Origin of the sequence: Delftia sp. HK171, from assembly GCF_001886655.1 — a bacterium.
Classification (GTDB): domain Bacteria; phylum Pseudomonadota; class Gammaproteobacteria; order Burkholderiales; family Burkholderiaceae_C; genus Comamonas; species Comamonas acidovorans.
Map to the genome: position 1 here is coordinate 4,725,291 of NZ_CP018101.1, position 18,644 is coordinate 4,743,934.

Here is an 18,644-nt window from a genome sequence, read left to right on the forward strand (position 1 = left end):
GGATTCCAAATCAGCCAGTGTGGGGAGGGGGCCTCAGGCGGACTGCGCCGCCTTCATGCCTGCTTGCGTGCTTACTTGCCGGGGACGTAGATCTTGTCGAACTGTCCGCCGTCGTTGAAGTGCACCTTCTGGGCTTCGGACAGCGAGCCGAAATACTTGGCCACGGTGAACTGCTTGATGGGCTTGAACACATCGGCATGCTTCTTGAGCACGGCCTCGGAGCGGGGGCGCAGCGCGTGCTGTGCGGCGATTTCCTGGGCTTCGTCGGAGTACAGCCAGGCCAGGTAGTCATGGGCCAGCTGGCCCGTGCCCTTCTTGGCCACGGTGCGCTCGACCACGGCCACGGGGTTCTCGGCCACGATGGACACCGAGGGATGGACGGCATCGACCTTGCCCTTGCCGAATTCGCGGTCCACGGAAACCACTTCGGACTCGAACGTGATCAGCACGTCGCCGATGTTGCGCTGCAGGAAGATGCTGGTCGCGTCGCGGCCGCCCTTGCCCAGCACGGGCACGTTCTTGTAGAGCTGCTGCACGAACTCGGCCGCCTGCGCGTCGGTGCCGCCCTTCTCGCGCACCGAGCCCCAGGCCGCCAGGTAGGCGTAGCGGCCATTGCCGCCGGTCTTGGGATTGACCACCACGACCTTCACGTCGGGGCGGATCAGGTCGCTCCAGTCCTTGATGTTCTTGGGATTGCCGTTGCGCACCAGGAACAGCATGGTCGATGTGGTGGGCGAGGCGTCATTGGGGAATTTCTTGGTCCAGTCCTTGGCGACCACGCCGCTGTCGGCCAGGAACTGCACGTCGGTGGTGGTGTTGAAGGTCACCACATCGGCGGCCAGGCCGTCGTTGACGGCGCGCGCCTGGGCGCTGGAGCCACCGTGCGACTGGTCCACCTTGATGTCCACGCCCTTGGTCTTCTTGTAGTGGGCGACGAAGGCGGCGTTGTAGTCCTTGTAGAACTCGCGCGCCACGTCGTAGGAAACGTTGAGCAGCTGGTTCTGCGCCGATACCGTTCCCGCGGCGGCCAGCGCCAGGGTGGCCAACAAAGTCTTGAGCTTCAAAGAATGCATGGTTCGCTGCCTTTTATTAGTGGACATCTCTGCGGTGTATTCACAGACAGTCACATTGTGCGAACGCTGACTTAAAACTCAAAAGAATATATTTTTGTTTGTTAATGGCCTGTCACCATATAAAGAACCGCCCTGCCCGCGGTCACCCGCCGGCCCGTCACAGACCGGCAGCCCATGGCGCGCCAGCGCCAGTGCCCGCAGAGACGGAGGCATGCGCAGCCGCCACACGCGGCGGACGCGGCGAGCGCGGCGAACGCACGGCAGGCCGGGGCTGGGCCGGCTGCCAGCTGTCGCCCTGCATCAGCGACTGCAGCAGCGCCAGGCCCAGGGGCCAGTCGCCAAAGCCTGATTCGACATTGATGTGCCCCGCGTTCTGCAGCCGCACGAACTCGCTTCCCCAGGCCCGCGCATAGGCGCCAGCCCGGCGGATCGGACAGTAGGGGTCGTTGCTGCTGGCCACCAGCACGCTGCGGTACGGCAGTGGCGCATAGGGCACGGGCGCAAAGTCGGCCAGCTGGGCACGGCGCTCGGGATCGGCCGGCGCCACCAGCAGCGCACCGCGCACGCGCGCACTGGCCTCGGGGCCCAGGTGCGCGGCCGTGATGCAGCCCAGGCTGTGGGCGGCCAGCACCACGGGCTCGGGCCGGGACAGCACCAGTTGCTCCAGCGCGGCCACCCAGGGATCGCGATGGGGCACCAGCCAGTCGTCCTGCTCCACGCGCTCGGCATGCGGCAGCTGCTGCGCCCACAGGCTTTGCCAGTGGTCAGGACCGGAGTTGCGCCAGCCGGGCACGATGATGATGCGGTGGGGATTCATGGGTTCTCCTGGACTGTCCATTGCTGGACATGGGCCCCGATTGTGGAGAACACCGCCAACTATCCCAACGAACGTTTTGTTGTTTTCTTATGGCGTGGCGAGGTGCAACCCAACCCTAGCGTGCCGCCGGCTCGCGCGTGGCATGGCTGTTGCGCCCCGGCACGGTCTCGCCGAGGAAGTCCAGGAAATGCCGCACGGCCGGCGCCAGGCCGCGCCGCGAGGGGAAGACCGCGTGCACGATGCCCTGGGGCGGCTCCCAGCCCGGCAGCAGGTGCACGAGCCGGCCCTCGGCCAGTTCCTCGTGGCACATGTAGTCGGGCAGCCAGCACATGCCGCTGCCGGCCAGCGCCGCGAATTTCAGCGTGAGCAGGTCATCCACCACGTAGCGCGGCTGCAGCTGCAGGCGTTGCTCGCGGCCTTCGGGGCCGACCAGCAGCAGGCTGGACTGGCCATCCACCGCCGACATGGACATGCTGTCCAGGTGCTGCAGGTCGGCCAGTGCACGCGGCGTGCCCTGGCGCTCCAGCAGCTCCGGGCTGGCCACGAGGATCTGGCGCGCCACATCCAGCCGCTTGACGACCATGGAGCCGCTGTCCTCCAGGCTGGGGCGCACGCGCAGCGCCACGTCGATGCCCTCCTCCACCAGGTTCACGGGCCGGTTGGTCACCTGCATCTCCACATGCACCAGCGGGCAGCGCTGCAGGAACTGGGGCATGAGCTCGCCCAGCACGGTCTGGGCCAGGGTCACGGGGCAGCTCACGCGGATGGTGCCGCGCGGCTCGGTCTGCACCTCGGCCACGGTGTCGGCGGCGGCCAGGGCCGCATCGCGCATGGCCTGGCAGTGGCGCAGATAGGCCTCGCCCACCTGGGTCAGCGAGAGCTTGCGCGTGGTGCGCTGCAGCAGGCGCACGCCCAGCCGGGCCTCCAGCTCGGCCACGCGCCGCGACAGCCGCGACTTGGGTATGCCCAGCGCCCGCCCGGCAGAGGCAAAGCCGCCGCGCTCCACCACCTCGGCGAAGTACAGCATGTCGTTGAGATCCATCACGTCGCGCGTCCCTCCCCTGTGCTCATTGACTGCAAATTCAGGACAATCTATCGCAATTTCGGCGGCTTATCAAAGACTCTGTCCAAATTCACAATTGATCCCATCGTCGGCCCTACAAGCTTTCCCGAGTGGCCGATCCCAACCGCGATCCCAACCGACATCTCAGGAGCTTTTCCATGCAAGTGCTGCACATCGACTCTTCCATCACCGGCGCCGCTTCGGTGTCCCGCCAGCTGACCGCCCAGACGGTGGCTGCCCTGGTCGCCGCCAACCCCGGCGCCAAGGTCGAATACCTGGATCTGGCCGTGAACGCCCCCGACCACCTGAACGCAGTGTCCATGGGCTTTCGCACCGGCCAGGCCGCCACGACGGAAGCCGAGCGCGCACAGAACGCCATCTCCGAAGCCCTGGTGAGCCAGTTCCTGGCGGCCGATGTGGTCGTGGTCGGCGCTCCGTTCTACAACTTCACCATCTCCAGCCAGCTCAAGGCCTGGATCGACCGCATCGCCCAGGGCGGCCGCACCTTCCGCTACACCGCAGCCGGCCCCGAAGGCCTGGCCAAGGGCAAGAAGGTCATCGTGGCCTCCACGCGCGGCGGTGTGTACTCCACCAGCGAAATGGGCCAGGCCCTGGAGCACCAGGAAAGCTACCTGAAGACGGTGTTCGGCTTCCTGGGCATCACCGATGTGAGCATCGTGCGCGCAGAAGGCGTGGCCATGGGCGATGAGTCCAAGGCCAAGGCCCTGGAATCGGCCCGCAGCGACATCGTGCGCGCAGCGGCTGCCGCCAATCAGGAAGCGGCCATCGCCGCCTGATGGCCATTGCAGCCCGCAGGGGCTGCCTGCTCAATGAATGGACAAGCGCCTGGGTTTCGGCCCAGGCGCTTTTGCTTTTGGATAGGCACGACAGCGGCCGTGCCGACCCGTCCGGAATGCTCCCAATGGACTGTGGCGAATAAAAGAGGTATCCGCCTCTGCACCTCCTTTGAAAAAAGCAATGCGCGATGGGCTTTCGCAGACACACGAAGCTGGTAGGCTGAACCATCACCGCCCTATTCGCGGCTGTGTCCGACACGAACCGTCTGTATTTCAGAAGGACGGCGGACCTGCCGATATCCAGGCAGCCTTATTGCATTCACTGCCTTCCATCCATGCCAGCCACAAGCCACCGTCCCCATGCCCGGCCCCGCGGCCCTGTCCATGTCCATGTCCGCCCGCCGTCCGATGAAAACCTGGTGATCACGGTGATTGCCGTGTCCCTGCTGGCCATTACCGTGCTGGGCATCGGCGTCTACCAGTTCCTGCAGTACCAGCGCGAGCAGGATCAGGAGCAGCTCAATTCGCGCGTGTACCGCAGCTATGTGCGCAACACCGACGAGGCACCTGCGCCCGAGGAGCCCGAGCAGCCCGCCGCCACGCCCACCCCTGCCAAGCCCAGCCAGCAGCAGCTGAACCAGGAAATGACGCGCAAGCTGCTGGCCCATCCCGGCGTGACGCCCGGTGCCGGCTTTTCGGCGCCCGGCGTCAAGTCGACGGGCGTGGTGATCATCGACGCCATCGACCAGGCCCAGGCGCGCGAGAAGGCATCGTCCGCCGCGCGCCCTGCTGCGGCGATTGCCAACCCGTCTCCCGCTTCCTGAGCTCTGCGCTCGCAGGCCCCCCAACGCAAAAGCCCGGCATTGCCGGGCTTTTTTGTGTCTTGAGCGGCCTTGCCGCACCGCTCACTGGTGCTTGCGCGCCCAGGCAGCGAACTTCTGCACGAAGCCGTTCACGAAGTCGCGGCTGCCGGCGCCCATGGAGCCGTCTTCGGCAAACAGGCCATCCTTGGCCTGGATGAAGATTTCGGGCTGGGCCAGCGTGGGCATGTCCAGGTAGGCCAGCACATTGCGCAGGTGCTGCTGCGCCAGCGCCGTGCCGATGGCACCCACGGAGACGCCGGCCACGGCAGCGGGCTTGCCGGCCCAGACGCTCTTGCCGTAGGGGCGCGAGCCCTGGTCCAGCGCATTCTTGAGCACGCCGGGAATCGAGCGGTTGTACTCGGGCGTCAGGAACAGCACGGCCTGGGCCGACTGGATCTGGGCGCGGAACTGCTTGACCACATCCACCTCATTGCCGTCATGGTCCTGGTTGTACAGGGGCAGGCTGTCGATGGCGACCTGCTCGAAGACCAGGCCTTCGGGCGCCAAGCGCGCAATGGCGTCGGCGAATTTGCGGTTGAAGGAATCCTTGCGCAGGCTGCCCACGATGACAGCGACCTTGATCTGGCTCATGCATTGCTCCTGGAGGAAATGGCGGGAAACGGGCGGGAGGCGCCCCTCCCGCAAGCAGCCATTATGTGGCCGCCTTCAGCGGGCTCACTGTAGGAAGGAGGGCTTGGCGTAGCCCTGGAACTTGCTGTCCACCACGGCCTTGAATTCGGCGGAGCGGTAGACCTCGGCCAGGTCCTTGGCCCATGCCGTGCCCTGGTCCTTCTTCTTGATGGCCACCACGTTCAGGTAGTGGTCGGGGGTCTTTTCCAGCGAGACGGCCTCGGTCAGCTTCAGGCCCGAGGAGATGGCGAAGTTGCCGTTGATGATGGCGTACTCGGTGTCACCCAGCGAACGCGGCAGCTGTGCGGCTTCCAGCGGGATGAACTTGAGCTTGCGCGGATTCTCGGCCAGGTCCTTTTCAGACACGCGCAGCGGATCGATGCCGGGCTTGGCCTTGATCAGCCCGGCCTGCTCCAGCAGCACCAGCGCGCGCGCCAGGTTGCTGGGGTCGTTGGGCAGGGTCACGCGGTCGCCTTCCTTGGCCTCGGCCAGGGTCTTGCGGGTCTTGGAATACACGCCCAGGGGGGCAATGGGGCCTTGCACCAGCTCCACCAGATCCAGCTTCTGGTCGGCCGCGAACTTCTGCAGGTAGACGCGGTGCTGGAAGAAGTTGGCATCCAGCGAGCCCTGGGCCAGCGCCAGGTTGGGCTGCACGTAGTCGTTGAACTCCACCAGCTTGACCTGATAGCCCTTCTTTTGCAGCAGCGGCACGATGCCCTGCTTGAGCTGGTCGATGTTGGAGCCTGCCGTGCCGCCGATCACCAGCTGCTTCTTGTCGGCCTGGGCGTGGGCGGGCAGCGCCAGCACGCTGGCAGCGGCAAGGGCGGCGGCCGAGGCCAGCAGATGGCGGCGCACGAAGGAAAGGGATGCGGTCATGTCGGAATCCTTTTTTGGGGAGAGAGCGGGAAGAAAGAAGAAAGCGGGTCTGGACAGCGCGCTCAGCCGCGCTTGTCCAGGCGGCGGGCCGCCGTGTTGCCCACGAACTGGATGACCTGGACCATGGCCACGAGGATGGTCACGGTGAGCACCATCACATCGGTCTGGAAGCGGTAGTAGCCGTAGCGGATGGCCAGATCGCCAATGCCGCCGCCGCCCACCACACCGGCAATGGCCGAGTACGACAGAAAGCTCACGGCCAGCACGGTCAGCGCCAGCACCAGGCCCGAACGCGCCTCGACGATGAGCACGCGCCAGACGATCTGCAGCTCCGAGGCGCCCATGGCGTGCGCGGCCTCGATCACGCCGCGCGGCACATCGCGCAGGCACTGGTCCACCAGGCGTGCCAGGTAGGGAATGGCCGCCACGGACAGCGGCACGGCCGCAGCCAGCGGGCCGATGGAGGTGCCGGCCAGCCAGCGCGTGAAGGGCACCAGGGCGACCAGCAAGATGATGAAGGGGAAGGACCGCACGGTGTTGACCGTCCAGTTCAGCACGGCGAAGGCCGGGCGGTTGTCCAGCGACTGGCCGGGGCCCAGCAGGAACAGCAGCACGCCCAGCGGGCCGCCAATGAGCACGGCGGCCGACAGGCCGATGCCCAGCATCAAAAGGGTCTGGCCCATGGCCAGCCACAGCTCGGGCAGGATTTCGACGATGTTTTCAGACATGGGAATGCGGAAGCGAAAAGAAGGGAAAAACAGGAAGAGGCGAAAAGCGGGAACGGGCGAAAGCCCCATCAGTGCTCGGAGCCGCCCACGGCGCGCAGCACCACGGGGCGGGTGGCGCCGCGCTCGCGCAGGGCCTTGTCGGCGCGCTCCACGCGCAGGGCCTCGAGTTCGCTGCCCAGCAGCGTGGCGCGCTGCGGCGCCTCGTAGGCACGGCCCTGCGGCAGGGCGGGCAGCGTGAAGCGTTCGGCCACCTGGCCCTGTTCGATGATGGCCACCTCGCTGCACAGCGCATCGACCACGGCCAGCTCGTGCGTGACGATGACGATGGTCACGCCCAGGCGGCTGTTGATGTCGGCCAGCGTGGCCAGGATGGAGCGCGTGGTCTCGCTGTCCAGCGCCGAGGTGGGCTCGTCGCACAGCAGCACCTGCGGGCGCGGCGCCAGGGCGCGCGCAATCGCCACGCGCTGCTTCTGCCCGCCCGACAGCTGGGCAGGATGGCTGGCCGCCTTGTCAGTCAGGCCGACGATGTCCAGGCACTCGCGCACGCGCTGCTCGATCTGGGCACGCGAATGGCCACCGTGGATGCGCAGCGGAAAGGCCACGTTCTCGAACACGGTGGCGTTCTGCAGCAGGTTGAACTGCTGAAAGATCATGCCGATGTTCTGGCGCGCCTCGCGCAGCGCGCGGCGGCCCAGGTCGGTCAGGCGCTGGCCTGCCACCACCACCTCGCCGCTGTCGGGACGCTCGAGCAGGTTGATCAGGCGCAGCAGCGTGGACTTGCCCGCACCGCTCTTGCCGATCAGGCCGAAGACCGTGCCCTGGCCAATGTCCAGCGATACCGAGCGCACGGCATCGAAGTGCTTGCCATCGGCTGTTACAAATTTCTTTTGCAGGTCGCGCAGGCGGATCAGCGCGTTTTCCGGGGCCAAATGGGCGGTCTGGACGGTCATGGAGTCTCGGTTCGGCAGTGAAAACGGTCCTGGGATCGGCAACGGCAGCCTTTGCACCGCCATCTCCAGGCAATGGCGCGCAATTTCCGGGCCCTGTGCTGAGGAGTTGGACGCAGTTGCAAGCCGATGGCCATGCGTTGTCTTGCGTCGTCGCCAAGCACAGGCGAATCCCCAGGATCTGCCGTCATTAGTGTTCTAACGAGTGTGTTGCAAAACGTTGTTCAAACAAAAGAATAAAAAATACGGTGCTTATATCGATTGCCGTCTTTCAAGCCTTGATGTACGGCCTGGACGGCATTGCTAGAATCCGCCCCCGACAGGCCTGTACAACGGCAAGATCCCTTGCGGTTGCGTGCATTACAGGTAAGTGCCCGCTTTCCTTTGCCATGCCCGAATCCTCCCGAACTGCCGACCGTCCTGCCAGCGCCGCCAGCCTGCGCGTGGAAGCCGTGCGCCTGCGGCGCGGCATCACAACAGTCTTTGACGGCCTCGACCTGAGGCTGGACGAGCCGCGCGTGGGCCTCATCGGCGACAACGGCGCCGGCAAGACCAGCCTGTTCCGCCTGCTGTGCGGCCTGGATGCGCCCGAGGCCGGGCGCGTACTGCTGGACGGCACCGAACTGCACGAGGCCCGTGCGCGGCGCCCGGGCCAGGTCGGGCTGATGTTCCAGAACCCCGACGACCAGATCATCTTCCCCACCGTGGAGGAAGAGCTGGCCCTGGGTCTGCGCCCTTCAGGCATCTCGCGGCGCGAGGCCACGGAGCGCGCCCGCGCCCTGCTGGCCAGCCGCGGCCTGGCCGACTGGGCACCGCGCGCCGTGGCCGGGCTCAGCCAGGGCCAGCGCCAGCAGGTGTGCTGGCTGGCCCTGCTCATTGCCGCGCCGCGCGTGCTGCTGCTGGACGAGCCCTTCGCCAGCCTGGACCTGCCGGGCCAGGCGCGGCTGGCCCGGGACATCGCGGCCGCCGAGCAGCAGGTGCTGGTCTCCACCCACGTGCTGGACCACGTGCGCAGCTTTGGCCGCGTGCTCTGGCTGGAGCGCGGCAAAGTGCGCGAAGACGGCCCCGGCCATGAGGTCTGCGCGGCCTATGAAGCCGACGTGGCACGCCGGCTGCAAGCGCAGGACTGACGCAGGAGCGGGCCACCATGGGAAGCCTCTACAGCGAATACACCAGTTGGCTCCATGCCTGGAGCGCGGGCCGCAAGCTGCTGCTCATGGCGCTGCTGGGAACGGGCCTGTTCCTCATCGATTCACCGTGGCTGCTGGCCCTGGCCGGCGCCGCCTGCGGCCTGCTGTGGCTGTCGCTGGGCCGCGCCACCGAGGGCGCACGGCGGCTCATGCTGTCGGTCACCGTGGCCGCCCTGCTGGTCGCTGCCTTCCATGTGTGGATGCAGCACTACGCCCTGGCCGCCGCCAGCGCGCTGCGCCTGGTCTGCGCCTCCACGCTGGGCATGGCGCTGACCGTGAGCACACGCCCCAGCGATCTGGTCGATGTGCTGGAGCGGCTGCTGGCGCCGCTGGAGCGCATCGGCATCTCCTCCGAACAGGTGGCCCTGCAGCTGGCATTGATGCTGCGTTTCACCGAGCATTTCTTCGTGCAGTGGAAGCGCATGGACGATGCCCACAGGCTGCGCACGGGCCGCGCCGGCGGCCTGCGCCTGATTGCGCCGCTGACCATCCACATGCTGCAGGCCACGCGCCGCGTGTCCGACGCGCTGTGGGCGCGCCTGGGCCGCTGAGGCCTGCCCTGCCCCATTTCCCGACCGATCCATACGCAAGAGCCTTGCGAGAACCTTCCGAGAAACGTCCATGACCGCCCCCTCCACCGTCTCACGCGCCTCCGCGCGCTCCATGGCCCAGGTCTCGCTGTTTGCGGCGCTGATGGCGGTCATGGGCCTGATTCCCAAGATCGACCTGCCGCTGGGCGTGCCCATCACCATCCAGTCGCTGGGCGTGATGCTGGCCGGCGTGATGCTCGGCCCCTGGCGCGGCATGCAGTCCATGCTGCTGTTCCTTGCGGCCGTGGCCGTGGGCCTGCCCCTGCTGTCGGGCGGGCGCGGCGGCATTGCCGTCTTCATGGCGCCCTCGGCCGGCTACCTGCTGGGCTACCCGCTGGCGGCCTGCATTGCCGGCCTGGTCATGCGTGCGCTGCCCCAGGGCGCGCCCCGGCGCGCGGCGTTCAGCGCCTTTGCAGCCTCGGCGCTGGGCGGGCTGGTGGCCCTGCATGCCTTTGGCGTGCTGGGCCTCATGCTGATGGCCAAGCTCAGCCTGTCGCAGGCCTTCATGGCCACCTTGCTGTTCGTGCCCGGAGATCTGATCAAGTGCGTGCTGTGCGCCCTGGTGGTGCACACGGTGGCGCGCGGCATGCCGGACTGGCCGTTCGGAGGCCGCCAGCATGGTTGAGCCGCTCGCGCCCCACCCGCTGGCCGCGCCGCTGCAGCACCCGTGGACCCTGGTCCATGGCCCGCTGGAGCATTGGGCCCGGCAGCGCCCCGATGCGATGGCGCTGCAAAGCGAGGCGGGCCAATGGAGCTTTGCCGCGCTGCATGCCGCCGTGCTGCAGCGCTCGGCCGCGCTGGTGGCCGGCCAGGCGCCAGAGATGCTGCTGCTGGACACGGGCGGCAGCGCCAGCACCGTGGATGCCATCGTCGAATTCCTCGCCATCTTGCACAGCGGCCGCTGCGCCGCCGTTGCCGACCCCGATTGGCCCGAGGCCGTGCGCCAGCGCATCGAAGGCTGGCTTCCCACCGCGCCCAGCCCGCTGGCCGAGGCCACGGCCACCGGCGCCTTCTACACCGGCTTCACCTCGGGCAGCACCGGGCTGCCCAAGGGCTTCATGCGCCACCACCGTTCGTGGACAGAGAGCTTTCGCGTCTGCCTGCAGGACTTCGGCCCCGTGGCCGCGCAGCGCACCATGGCGCCCGGGCGCATCTCGCATTCGCTGTTCCTGTTCGGCGTGATGCAGGGCCTGTGGTGCGGCGAAGGCGCCGTGGTGCAGGAGCGGTTCTCGGCAGCGCGCTGCCTGGCCTCGCTGGCGCGCGGCGAGGCGCCCTGCCTGGTCGCTGTGCCCAGCCAGTTGCTGCTGATGCTGCAATGGGCCGCACACCGCGCGCTGGCGCCCATCCCCGAGGTGGAGCTGATCATGATCAGCGGCGCGCGCTGGATGCGCGCCCAGACCCCGGCCCTGCGCGCGCTGTTTCCGCGCGCACGCATCATCGAGTTCTACGGTGCCTCGGAGGCCAGCTTCATCGCCTGGATGGAGGCCGACGAACAGGCCCCGCCCCAGGCCGTGGGCCGGCCCTTCAGCAATGTGCAGTTGCAGATCCGCCCCGCCACGCAGCAGCCCGGCGACCAGCCCCTGCAGCCAGGCGAGGACGGCCTGATCTACATGCGCAGCCCCATGCTGTTCATGGACTATGTGGGCGAGGCGCGCGACGGCACGGCCGCACTGCGCGACGGCGAATGGCTGTCCGTGCGCGACATGGGCCATATCGATGCCGGCGGCCAGCTGTGCCTGGCCGGGCGCCAGAGCCGCATGCTCGTCACCCAGGGCAAGAACCTGTTCCCCGAGGAAGTCGAAACCCTGCTGGCCGCGCACCCGGGCGTGGCCCAGGTCTCCATCCAAGGCCTGCCCGACGCCCTGCGCGGCATGCAGGTGCACGCCGTCGTGCAATGGCACGGCGCCGCGCCCGCAGGCTCCGCACAGGCGCTGGCGGCCTGGCTGCGCGAGCGCCTGGAAAGCTACAAGCTGCCGCGCCAATGGTGGAGCTGCACCGACTGGCCGCAGACCGCCAGCGGCAAGACCGACCATGGCCGGCTGGCGCGCGCGCTGGCGGCCACTGCCACTGCCACTGCCACCGCCACCGCCACGGACACGGACACTGGCCGGGCACTGCCCGGCGAACCCGCACTGCTGCCCCTGCCATGAACCCGCAAGACGCCCCCGTCATCCTGGCCTGGGCGCGCAGCCCCGTCGCCCCCGTGGGCGGTGCGCTGCGTGAACTTGCCGCGCACGAACTGGGCGCGCCCGTGCTCCAGGCCCTGCTGGCCCGGGCCGGCCTGCCTGCCCGGGCCGTGGATGCCGTGGTCTTAGGCAACGCCCTGGGCGCAGGCGGCAACCCGGCCCGCATGCTGGCCCTGGCTGCGGGCCTGCCGGAGCGCTGCGCGGCCCACAGCGTGGACACTCAATGCTGCTCTGGCCTGGACAGCGTGGCCCTGGCTGCGGGCCTGCTGCTGTCGGGCCAGGCCGATATCGTGGTGGCCGGTGGTGCCGAGGCCTGGAGCCGCGCCCCCATCCGCCAGACACGCCCGCGCCATGCAGACGAGTTGCCCGTCACCTATGACCGCCCCGCGTTCGCCCCCGACCCCGCACGTGACCCGGACCTGCTGCAATCGGCCGCCGACCATGCGCTGGCCCATGGCATCACCCGCGCCGTCCAGGAGGCCCATGCCATCCACAGCCACGCGCTGGCGCTCGCGCACCGCGACCGGCTGGCCCAAGAGATCGTGCCCATGGCAGGGCTGGACCACGACGCCTATCCGCGCGCCTTGAACCCGGCCCGCGTTGCCCGCATGCCCGTGGTGGCCGAAGCGAGCGGAGCCGTTGACGCCCATGCACGCCAGCGCCATGCGCTGAGCACGCCCACCATCTCGCCCAAGGCCGATGGCGCAGCCCTGGTGCTGCTGGCCACGCCGCAGGCCTGTGCACGCCTGGGCCTGCAGCCACGCGCCCGCTGGGTGGCCAGTGCCTCGCTGGGCCATGCGCCCGAAACACCGCTGGTCGCCGCCGCACTGGCGGCCCAGCAGGTGCTGGAGCGTGGAGCCGCAGCGCTGCAGCTGCCTTGCCTGACTGCGGCAGAGCTCCAGGCTGTGGAGCTGCACGATGCCTTCGCCGTGCAGGCCCTGGCCTTTGCCGAAACCCTGGGCCTGCCGCTGCAGCAGCTCAACGCTGGCGGCGGTGGCCTGGCGCGCGGCCATCCCATAGGCGCATCGGGCGCGGTTGCGCTGGTGCGCATGCTCTGCGACCTGCACCGCACGCCAGCAGCCCACAGACCGGCCCTGGGCCTGGCCGCCATTGCCGGTGCGGGCGGCATAGGCGCGGCCTGCCTGGTGCAGGCGCTTTGAATCCATGGACTCCGCATTTCCCATGTCCGCCAAACCACCGTTCGACACCCTTCCCTTTGGCGATGCGCATGAAGCCCTGGTGCACGCGCGCCGCTCCGTGCGCGCCTACCGGCCCGATCCTGTGCCGGACGCGCTGCTGCACCAGTTGCTGCAATCGGCCCGCCGGGCGCCCAGCGGCGGCAACCTGCAGCCCGGCCAGTTCATCCAGGTACGCGGCAGCCTGCGCGGTGCACTCACACAGGCACTGCTGGCCGACTGGCAAGGCGGAGCACCTGAGCGCGAGGACTACGGCTACTTCCCCCGCCCCATGCCCATGGCGCTGCGCAAGCGCCAGGTGGCGTCGGCCCAGGCCCTGTACAGCGCCCTGGGCGTGGCCCGCGAGGACCGCGCCGGGCGCGACGCGCAGTTCGGCCGCAACTACCACTTCTTCGATGCGCCCGTGGCCCTGGTCGTGAGCATTGACGCCCGCTTCGGCGCAGGCGGCTACATGGACCTGGGCATGACCCTGTACGGCCTGCAAATGGCCGCAGCCGCCCAGGGCCTGGGCAGCTGCGCCATCGGCGCCCTGGCCTCCTACCCCGACACCGTGCGCCGCGTGCTCGACCTGCCGCCCGGCGAGCACATCGTCTGCGGCCTGGCCCTGGGCTGGCCCGACGAGGCCGCCCCCGTCAACCGCACCCAGACCACCCGCGCACCGCTGGGCGAATATTTCAAAGTGCTGGGGGAATGAAAAAAAGCTGCCAATGGCAGCTTTTGCAATTCAGCCCTCCCTCGCACTGAACACGGCGACCGAAACCGGCGCAACCCAAAGCGAGGGACACCGAGCAAGGGCCGCCCCGAAGCGAGGGTGTCGTCCCCCTCCCGCGAAGCGAGAGAGGGGGAAGCGGCGTCAGCCGCTCAGGGGGTGCTTCCTATCAAAATGCAGGGATCACCGACCCCTTGAACTGCACATCGATGAACTGGCGCACTTCATCGGAGTGGTAGGCCTTGATCAGCTGCGCCACCCAGGGCTTGCCCTTGTCGGCATCGCGCGCGACCAGGATGTTCACATAGGGGTTCTTGGCGTTTTCCTGCGCAATGGCATCGGTCTTGGGGTTCAGGCCTGCCGAGATCGCGAAGTTGGTGTTGATGGCCGAGGCGTCCAGGTCATCCAGCGAGCGTGGCAGCTGGGCTGCGTCCAGCTCCACGAAGCGCAGCTTCTTGGGGTTGGAGACCACGTCCAGCGGCGTGGCCTTCAGGCCCGCGCTTTCCTTGAGCTTGATCAGGCCCTGGGCCTGCAGCAGCAGCAGCACGCGGCCACCGTTGGTGGGGTCGTTGGGGATGCCGAACTTGGCGCCCTGGGGCAGGTCGGCCAGCTGCTTGATCTTCTTGGAATAGATGCCGATGGGGAAATTCACCGTGTCGGCCACCCAGCCGATCTTGTAGCCGCGGTCGCGCACCTGGGCGTCGAGGTAGGGGCGGTGCTGGTAGCTGTTGGCGTCCAGGTCACCGGCAGACAGCGCGGCATTGGGCTGCACGTAGTCGCCGAATTCCACGATCTGGATCTTCAGGCCGTTCTTCTCGGCGACCTTCTTGACCTGTTCCATGATCTGGGCGTGCGGGCCGGCCGTGACGCCGACCTTGATGGGCTTGTCCTGCGCCTGCGCGGGCATGGCCAGCAGGGTCATGGCGGCGGTGCTGGCAATCGCGGCGGCCGTGAGCGTGCGGCGGAGGAAATGGCGCTTGGTGGGCATGGATGCGGTTCCTTGTAACCTGTCAAAAACACAGGCGCACACTGTAGCGCCAACACAGCGCCCGGCGGCCGTACCGGCACACTGCGGCTAGACAGTTTTTTCAGTAGCTCACAACCGGCGCCGCAGCGCGGGCGTCAGCGGTCCTGGAACTCGGGCGTTGCCATCACCTGGTGGGCCACGACGTCCAGCACAGGGTGGGGTTGCTCCTGGCGGTCTATCCAGACCTTGGGCGTGAAGCTGCCACGCAGCGCCACGGCATCGCCTTCGATCAGATTGCGCAGCACCTCGCAGGCCTGGGCATCGAATGCAACCACGTTGACCGGGATGGAGGTGCCATCAGATGCCTCGGAGCGCACGCGGGCCACCATGAAGGGGCGCCGATTGCGGTCGCTGCGGTGTTCGGGCGTACCGGTGAGTCTGCCGGTAATCAGTCCATCCATCATGTGCGAGACCAAGAAGAAATCGTCAGTTACAAAAGACGCCATTGTAGGTGCAGGTTTTACGTGCCCAGACCGGGACGCGCATCTTCGCGGTGCATGGACTTTTCATGCGCTGGCTGCCCTCGCCATCCGTGATGGACCTGCCTGGCGAAGCTGTACTTGCACTTGCCCTTGCTCTTCGCGGCAAGGCGCCATCGCAAGCAAAATCGAACGCGCAAAAAACGAACGCACAAAGCAAAAAGCTCCTGACGTTTCCGTCAGGAGCTTTGCGTTTTGGTCGGCGTGGCGGGATTCGAACTCGCGACCCCTTGCACCCCATGCAAGTGCGCTACCAGGCTGCGCTACACGCCGAAGCATTGAATTATAGGGACTAAAAACAGGCCTTCAGGGAAAACGCAGAGATTTTTCAAAAATGTCTGCAAATTCCTGAAATGGCGACGATCAGCCCCCGCATCTTCTCACCCCTGATGCGTGGCGCGCACGTGGTCCAGCAAGGCCTCCAACGGATGGCGCAGCTGGCGGGCAGACAGTCGCTTGACCTGGCTGCGGCAGGAATAGCCGGTGGCCAGCGGCTCGCCCAGGTTCTGCTTGCTCTCGATCTGTTTCTCCCATGACTGGGCATAGATGGTCTTGGAGGTTTCGAGGTTGCGCGCCTCATGCCCGTAGGTGCCCGACATGCCGCAGCAGCCCGTCGCCTCCACGCTCAGGCGCAGCCCCCGCCGCTCGAAAAGCTGCGTCCACTGCTTGCCGCTGTCGGGCGCGTTGGTCTTTTCAGTGCAGTGCGGCAGCAGCCGGTAGGCCACGCTGGCCACGCTGGTCACCGCCTCGGGCAGCACCTGCAGCAGCCACTCCTGGGGCAGCGCGACCTTCGGCACCTCGCCCATGCCCGGCACCTTGAGGTATTCCTGCCGATAGGCCAGCGTCATGGCCGGATCCAGCCCCACCAGCGCAACGCCGGACTGCGCCAGTTGCGCCAGCTGCGCGGCATTGCGGATGGCCGCCTTGGCAAAGGCGCCCATGAATCCCTGCACATGCAGCGGCTTGCCATTGGGCAGCAGCGGCGCCAGCCAGACCTGGAATCCCAGGCGCGCCGCCAGCTCGATCAGCACCTGCAGCTGGCCGGTCTCGAAGTAGCGGGTAAAGCTGTCCTGCACGATGACCACGCTGCGCGCGCGCTGCTCGGGCGTGAGCGCGGCCAGCGCCTGCGCATCGGCCGCGCGCACCTTCCATTGCCGCAAGGTGGCTGCCAGGTCCAGCCGGCTCAGCAGCGGGCCATCGACCATGCCGATGCGACGGCTGAGCACATCGCGCATCCATGGCGAGCCCATCACCCCGTTGTAGAGCGCGGGCATGCGCGCCAGCCACGGCATGGTGAACTCCAGCGAGCCGATCAGGTAGTCACGCACGGGCCGCAGGTAGCGGCGGTGGTAGAGCTCCAGAAAGCGCGAGCGGAATTCGGGCACGTTGACCTTGACGGGACACTGCCCGGCGCAGGACTTGCAGGCCAGGCAGCCGGCCATGGCGTCATAGACCTCGTGCGAGAAATCGGCCTCGCCGCGGCGCGCCGCGCGGCTGTTGCGCCAGCGCGCGGCCAGGCTGGACAGGAAGGGCTGGGGCCGCTGCGCGACCTCCAGCACGTTCACGCCGGCCTGCCCCTGCAGGCGCAGCCATTCGCGCATCAGCGAGGCCCGGCCCTTGGGCGAATGCACGCGCTGGCGCGTGGCCTTCCAGGACGGGCACATGGCATCGTCCGGGTCGAAGTTGTAGCAGGCGCCGTTGCCGTTGCAGTGCATGGCCGCGCCATAGCTTTGCCATACGCGCTCGTCGATCTGCCGGTCCAGCTCGCCGCGCGTGGTGACGCCGTCCACCTTGAGCAGCAAGGTCTTGCTGGCCGGAGGCGTGGCGATCTTGCCAGGGTTGAGCTGGTTGTGCGGGTCGAAGGCGGCCTTGAGCTGCTGCAGCGAGGGATACAGCTCGCCGAAGAAGGCCGGCACATATTCGGAGCGCAGGCCCTTGCCGTGCTCGCCCCACAGCAGGCCGCCATGGCGCTGCGTGAGTTCGGCCACCGCGTCGGAGATGGGGCGCACCAGGGCGGCGTCCACGGGGTTCTTCATGTCCAGGATGGGGCGCACATGCAGCACGCCGGCATCGACGTGGCCGAACATGCCGTACTGCAGGCCGTGGCTGTCCAGCAGCGCGCGGAACTCGGCAATGAACTCGGGCAGGTTCTCGGGCGGCACGGCCGTGTCTTCGACAAAGGGCTGGGGCCGCGCCTCGCCAGCCACGTTGCCCAGCAGGCCCACGGCGCGCTTGCGCATGGCATAGACGCGGTGCACCGCTGCATTGCCTGCCGCCAGCGTGTGGCCCAGCCGCTCCACCGAGGCGTCGGCGCCCAGGTGCGCGAGGAAGGCCTGCACGCGGCCATCGACCTCCTGCGGATCGTCGCCGCTGAATTCCACCAGGTTGATGCCCAGCGTAGGGCGCTGGCCGTCCTGCGGAAAGTACTCGGCCACGCTGCTCCAGACGAAGTCCTTCATGGCCAGCAACAGCACCTTGGAATCCACCGTCTCAATGGACAGCGGCCGGTGCGCCATCAGCGCGCGCGCATCGCGCAGCGCATCCATGAAGCCCGCATAGCGCACGTTGACCAGCACCGAATAGCGGGGAATGGGCAGCACGTTGAGCCGCGCCTCCACAACGAAGCCCAGCGAGCCTTCGGCGCCGCACAGCACGCTGTTGAGGTTGAAGCGCCCGTCACCTTCGCGCAGATGGGCCAGGTCATAGCCGGTGAGGCAGCGGTTGAGTTTGGGGAATCTGGCCTCGATCAACTCCGCCTGGTCCTCGCTGATGCGCCGCGCCGTGCGGTGCACCTTGCCGATGCGCCCCGAATCGGCGCACATGCGCTCCAGCGCCTCGGCATCCAGCGGCACGCTGTGCAGGCGCTCGCCGCCGAGCAGCACGAAGTCCAGCGCCAGCACGTGGTCGCGCGTCTTTCCATAGGTGCAGCTGCCCTGCCCGCTGGCATCGGTGTTGATCATGCCGCCGATGGTGGCGCGGTTGGAGGTGGACAGCTCGGGGGCAAAGAACAGTCCGTATGGCTTGAGCGCAGCGTTGAGCTGATCCTTGACCACGCCGGCCTGCACGCGCACCCAGCGCTGCTCGGCATTGATTTCGAGGATGCCGTTCATGTGCCGCGACAAGTCCATGGTCACGCCATGCGTGAGCGACTGGCCATTCGTTCCGGTGCCGCCGCCGCGCGGTGTCAGCACCACATCGCGGAACTCAGGCCGCGCCAGCACCTGCGCCGACCTGGCCACATCCTCGGCGTGACGCGGGTAGATGGCCGCCTGCGGCATGCGCTGGTAGATGGAGTTGTCCGTGGCCAGCACGGTGCGGCTGGCATGGTCCGTGTCCACGTCGCCCTCGAAGCCGGCGGCCTTCAACGCTTCCAGAAACTCAAGGTATTGGGCAGGCACGGGGGCGCTGGCGTGTGGCAGTGGGGCAATCGACATGGAAGGCAAGGTGGGGAGATTTGTTGCAGGCGATCAGCC

Annotated in this window: 18 protein-coding genes and 1 tRNA gene; 8 read left to right on the forward strand and 11 right to left on the reverse strand. The window is 67.7% G+C overall.

The window, feature by feature from the left end:
* Positions 1-71: 71 nt before the first annotated feature.
* The 3 genes from BO996_RS21150 to BO996_RS21160 form a co-directional block, all read right to left on the reverse strand.
* Positions 72-1,073, reverse strand: coding sequence for a sulfate ABC transporter substrate-binding protein (locus tag BO996_RS21150; RefSeq protein ID WP_071956339.1), 1,002 nt, complete (start codon positions 1,071-1,073; stop codon positions 72-74).
* A gap of 157 nt (positions 1,074-1,230) precedes the next feature.
* Positions 1,231-1,890: an RBBP9/YdeN family alpha/beta hydrolase gene (locus tag BO996_RS21155; protein ID WP_013801694.1), complete on the reverse strand. Its 660-nt coding sequence runs from the start codon at positions 1,888-1,890 to the stop codon at positions 1,231-1,233.
* 115 nt (positions 1,891-2,005) lie between these two features.
* Complete coding sequence (locus BO996_RS21160) at positions 2,006-2,935, reverse strand: LysR family transcriptional regulator (protein ID WP_012206391.1); 930 nt, start codon at positions 2,933-2,935, stop codon at positions 2,006-2,008.
* A 176-nt stretch (positions 2,936-3,111) separates the two neighbouring features.
* Here BO996_RS21160 and BO996_RS21165 point away from each other — a divergent pair, with 176 nt between their 5' ends.
* A complete protein-coding gene (locus BO996_RS21165) occupies positions 3,112-3,750 on the forward strand; it encodes an FMN-dependent NADH-azoreductase (protein WP_012206392.1) in 639 nt (212 codons plus the stop codon).
* A gap of 335 nt (positions 3,751-4,085) precedes the next feature.
* Positions 4,086-4,574 (forward strand): hypothetical protein, encoded by a 489-nt coding sequence (locus BO996_RS21170; RefSeq protein ID WP_063325740.1) that lies wholly within the window; start codon positions 4,086-4,088, stop codon positions 4,572-4,574.
* Positions 4,575-4,655: 81 nt separating this feature from the next.
* Here BO996_RS21170 and BO996_RS21175 read toward each other — a convergent pair whose 3' ends face one another.
* The 4 genes from BO996_RS21175 to BO996_RS21190 all read right to left on the reverse strand — a co-directional run bounded on the left by BO996_RS21175 (position 4,656) and on the right by BO996_RS21190 (position 7,797).
* Positions 4,656-5,204, reverse strand: coding sequence for an NADPH-dependent FMN reductase (locus BO996_RS21175; RefSeq protein ID WP_071956340.1), 549 nt, complete (start codon positions 5,202-5,204; stop codon positions 4,656-4,658).
* A gap of 84 nt (positions 5,205-5,288) precedes the next feature.
* Positions 5,289-6,119, reverse strand: coding sequence for a MetQ/NlpA family ABC transporter substrate-binding protein (locus tag BO996_RS21180; protein ID WP_013801689.1), 831 nt, complete (start codon positions 6,117-6,119; stop codon positions 5,289-5,291).
* 62 nt (positions 6,120-6,181) lie between these two features.
* Positions 6,182-6,847, reverse strand: coding sequence for a methionine ABC transporter permease (locus BO996_RS21185; protein ID WP_012206396.1), 666 nt, complete (start codon positions 6,845-6,847; stop codon positions 6,182-6,184).
* 68 nt (positions 6,848-6,915) lie between these two features.
* A complete protein-coding gene (locus BO996_RS21190; RefSeq protein WP_034395395.1) occupies positions 6,916-7,797 on the reverse strand; it encodes a methionine ABC transporter ATP-binding protein in 882 nt (293 codons plus the stop codon).
* A gap of 386 nt (positions 7,798-8,183) precedes the next feature.
* On the opposite strand from BO996_RS21190, the gene BO996_RS21195 reads away from it, so the two are divergent.
* From BO996_RS21195 to BO996_RS21220, 6 genes are all read left to right on the forward strand, one after another.
* Complete coding sequence (locus BO996_RS21195) at positions 8,184-8,924, forward strand: energy-coupling factor ABC transporter ATP-binding protein (protein ID WP_071956341.1); 741 nt, start codon at positions 8,184-8,186, stop codon at positions 8,922-8,924.
* Between the two features lie 17 nt (positions 8,925-8,941).
* Positions 8,942-9,535, forward strand: coding sequence for an energy-coupling factor transporter transmembrane component T family protein (locus BO996_RS21200; protein WP_071956342.1), 594 nt, complete (start codon positions 8,942-8,944; stop codon positions 9,533-9,535).
* 70 nt (positions 9,536-9,605) lie between these two features.
* Positions 9,606-10,199: a biotin transporter BioY gene (locus tag BO996_RS21205; protein WP_012206400.1), complete on the forward strand. Its 594-nt coding sequence runs from the start codon at positions 9,606-9,608 to the stop codon at positions 10,197-10,199.
* The gene (locus BO996_RS21210; RefSeq protein ID WP_071956343.1) at positions 10,192-11,724 is read left to right on the forward strand and encodes an AMP-binding protein; all 1,533 of its coding nucleotides are present in this window, start codon (positions 10,192-10,194) and stop codon (positions 11,722-11,724) included. The genes BO996_RS21205 and BO996_RS21210 overlap by 8 nt, the downstream gene beginning before the upstream one ends.
* Complete coding sequence (locus tag BO996_RS21215; protein WP_071956344.1) at positions 11,721-12,920, forward strand: thiolase family protein; 1,200 nt, start codon at positions 11,721-11,723, stop codon at positions 12,918-12,920. Before BO996_RS21210 ends, BO996_RS21215 begins: the two co-directional genes overlap by 4 nt.
* 4 nt (positions 12,921-12,924) lie before the next feature.
* On the forward strand, positions 12,925-13,650 hold the full coding sequence (locus tag BO996_RS21220; RefSeq protein ID WP_071956345.1) for a nitroreductase: 726 nt from the start codon (positions 12,925-12,927) through the stop codon (positions 13,648-13,650).
* Between the two features lie 184 nt (positions 13,651-13,834).
* Here BO996_RS21220 and BO996_RS21225 read toward each other — a convergent pair whose 3' ends face one another.
* The 4 genes from BO996_RS21225 to ydiJ all read right to left on the reverse strand — a co-directional run bounded on the left by BO996_RS21225 (position 13,835) and on the right by ydiJ (position 18,605).
* Complete coding sequence (locus BO996_RS21225; protein ID WP_012206404.1) at positions 13,835-14,653, reverse strand: MetQ/NlpA family ABC transporter substrate-binding protein; 819 nt, start codon at positions 14,651-14,653, stop codon at positions 13,835-13,837.
* Between the two features lie 134 nt (positions 14,654-14,787).
* A complete protein-coding gene (locus BO996_RS21230; protein WP_012206405.1) occupies positions 14,788-15,138 on the reverse strand; it encodes a single-stranded DNA-binding protein in 351 nt (116 codons plus the stop codon).
* 229 nt (positions 15,139-15,367) lie between these two features.
* Positions 15,368-15,444: transfer RNA gene (locus tag BO996_RS21235), tRNA-Pro, on the reverse strand.
* A 107-nt stretch (positions 15,445-15,551) separates the two neighbouring features.
* Positions 15,552-18,605 carry a D-2-hydroxyglutarate dehydrogenase YdiJ gene (gene ydiJ / locus BO996_RS21240; protein WP_071956346.1) on the reverse strand — a complete coding sequence of 1,018 codons (3,054 nt, stop codon included), beginning with the start codon at positions 18,603-18,605 and terminating at the stop codon, positions 15,552-15,554.
* Positions 18,606-18,644: the final 39 nt, after the last annotated feature.

Bases quoted from the DNA above. Each gene is read 5' to 3' on its own strand.
- BO996_RS21205 (WP_012206400.1), top strand. From the start codon at position 9,606: ATGACCGCCCCCTCCACCGTCTCACGCGCCTCCGCGCGCTCCATGGCC.
- BO996_RS21190 (WP_034395395.1), bottom strand. From the start codon at position 7,797: ATGACCGTCCAGACCGCCCATTTGGCCCCGGAAAACGCGCTGATCCGC.
- BO996_RS21210 (WP_071956343.1), top strand. From the start codon at position 10,192: ATGGTTGAGCCGCTCGCGCCCCACCCGCTGGCCGCGCCGCTGCAGCAC.
- BO996_RS21165 (WP_012206392.1), top strand. From the start codon at position 3,112: ATGCAAGTGCTGCACATCGACTCTTCCATCACCGGCGCCGCTTCGGTG.
- BO996_RS21185 (WP_012206396.1), bottom strand. From the start codon at position 6,847: ATGTCTGAAAACATCGTCGAAATCCTGCCCGAGCTGTGGCTGGCCATG.
- ydiJ (WP_071956346.1), bottom strand. From the start codon at position 18,605: ATGTCGATTGCCCCACTGCCACACGCCAGCGCCCCCGTGCCTGCCCAA.
- BO996_RS21155 (WP_013801694.1), bottom strand. From the start codon at position 1,890: ATGAATCCCCACCGCATCATCATCGTGCCCGGCTGGCGCAACTCCGGT.
- BO996_RS21180 (WP_013801689.1), bottom strand. From the start codon at position 6,119: ATGACCGCATCCCTTTCCTTCGTGCGCCGCCATCTGCTGGCCTCGGCC.
- BO996_RS21215 (WP_071956344.1), top strand. From the start codon at position 11,721: ATGAACCCGCAAGACGCCCCCGTCATCCTGGCCTGGGCGCGCAGCCCC.
- BO996_RS21225 (WP_012206404.1), bottom strand. From the start codon at position 14,653: ATGCCCACCAAGCGCCATTTCCTCCGCCGCACGCTCACGGCCGCCGCG.
- BO996_RS21230 (WP_012206405.1), bottom strand. From the start codon at position 15,138: ATGGCGTCTTTTGTAACTGACGATTTCTTCTTGGTCTCGCACATGATG.
- BO996_RS21200 (WP_071956342.1), top strand. From the start codon at position 8,942: ATGGGAAGCCTCTACAGCGAATACACCAGTTGGCTCCATGCCTGGAGC.
- BO996_RS21175 (WP_071956340.1), bottom strand. From the start codon at position 5,204: ATGAGCCAGATCAAGGTCGCTGTCATCGTGGGCAGCCTGCGCAAGGAT.
- BO996_RS21170 (WP_063325740.1), top strand. From the start codon at position 4,086: ATGCCAGCCACAAGCCACCGTCCCCATGCCCGGCCCCGCGGCCCTGTC.
- BO996_RS21195 (WP_071956341.1), top strand. From the start codon at position 8,184: ATGCCCGAATCCTCCCGAACTGCCGACCGTCCTGCCAGCGCCGCCAGC.
- BO996_RS21150 (WP_071956339.1), bottom strand. From the start codon at position 1,073: ATGCATTCTTTGAAGCTCAAGACTTTGTTGGCCACCCTGGCGCTGGCC.
- BO996_RS21220 (WP_071956345.1), top strand. From the start codon at position 12,925: ATGGACTCCGCATTTCCCATGTCCGCCAAACCACCGTTCGACACCCTT.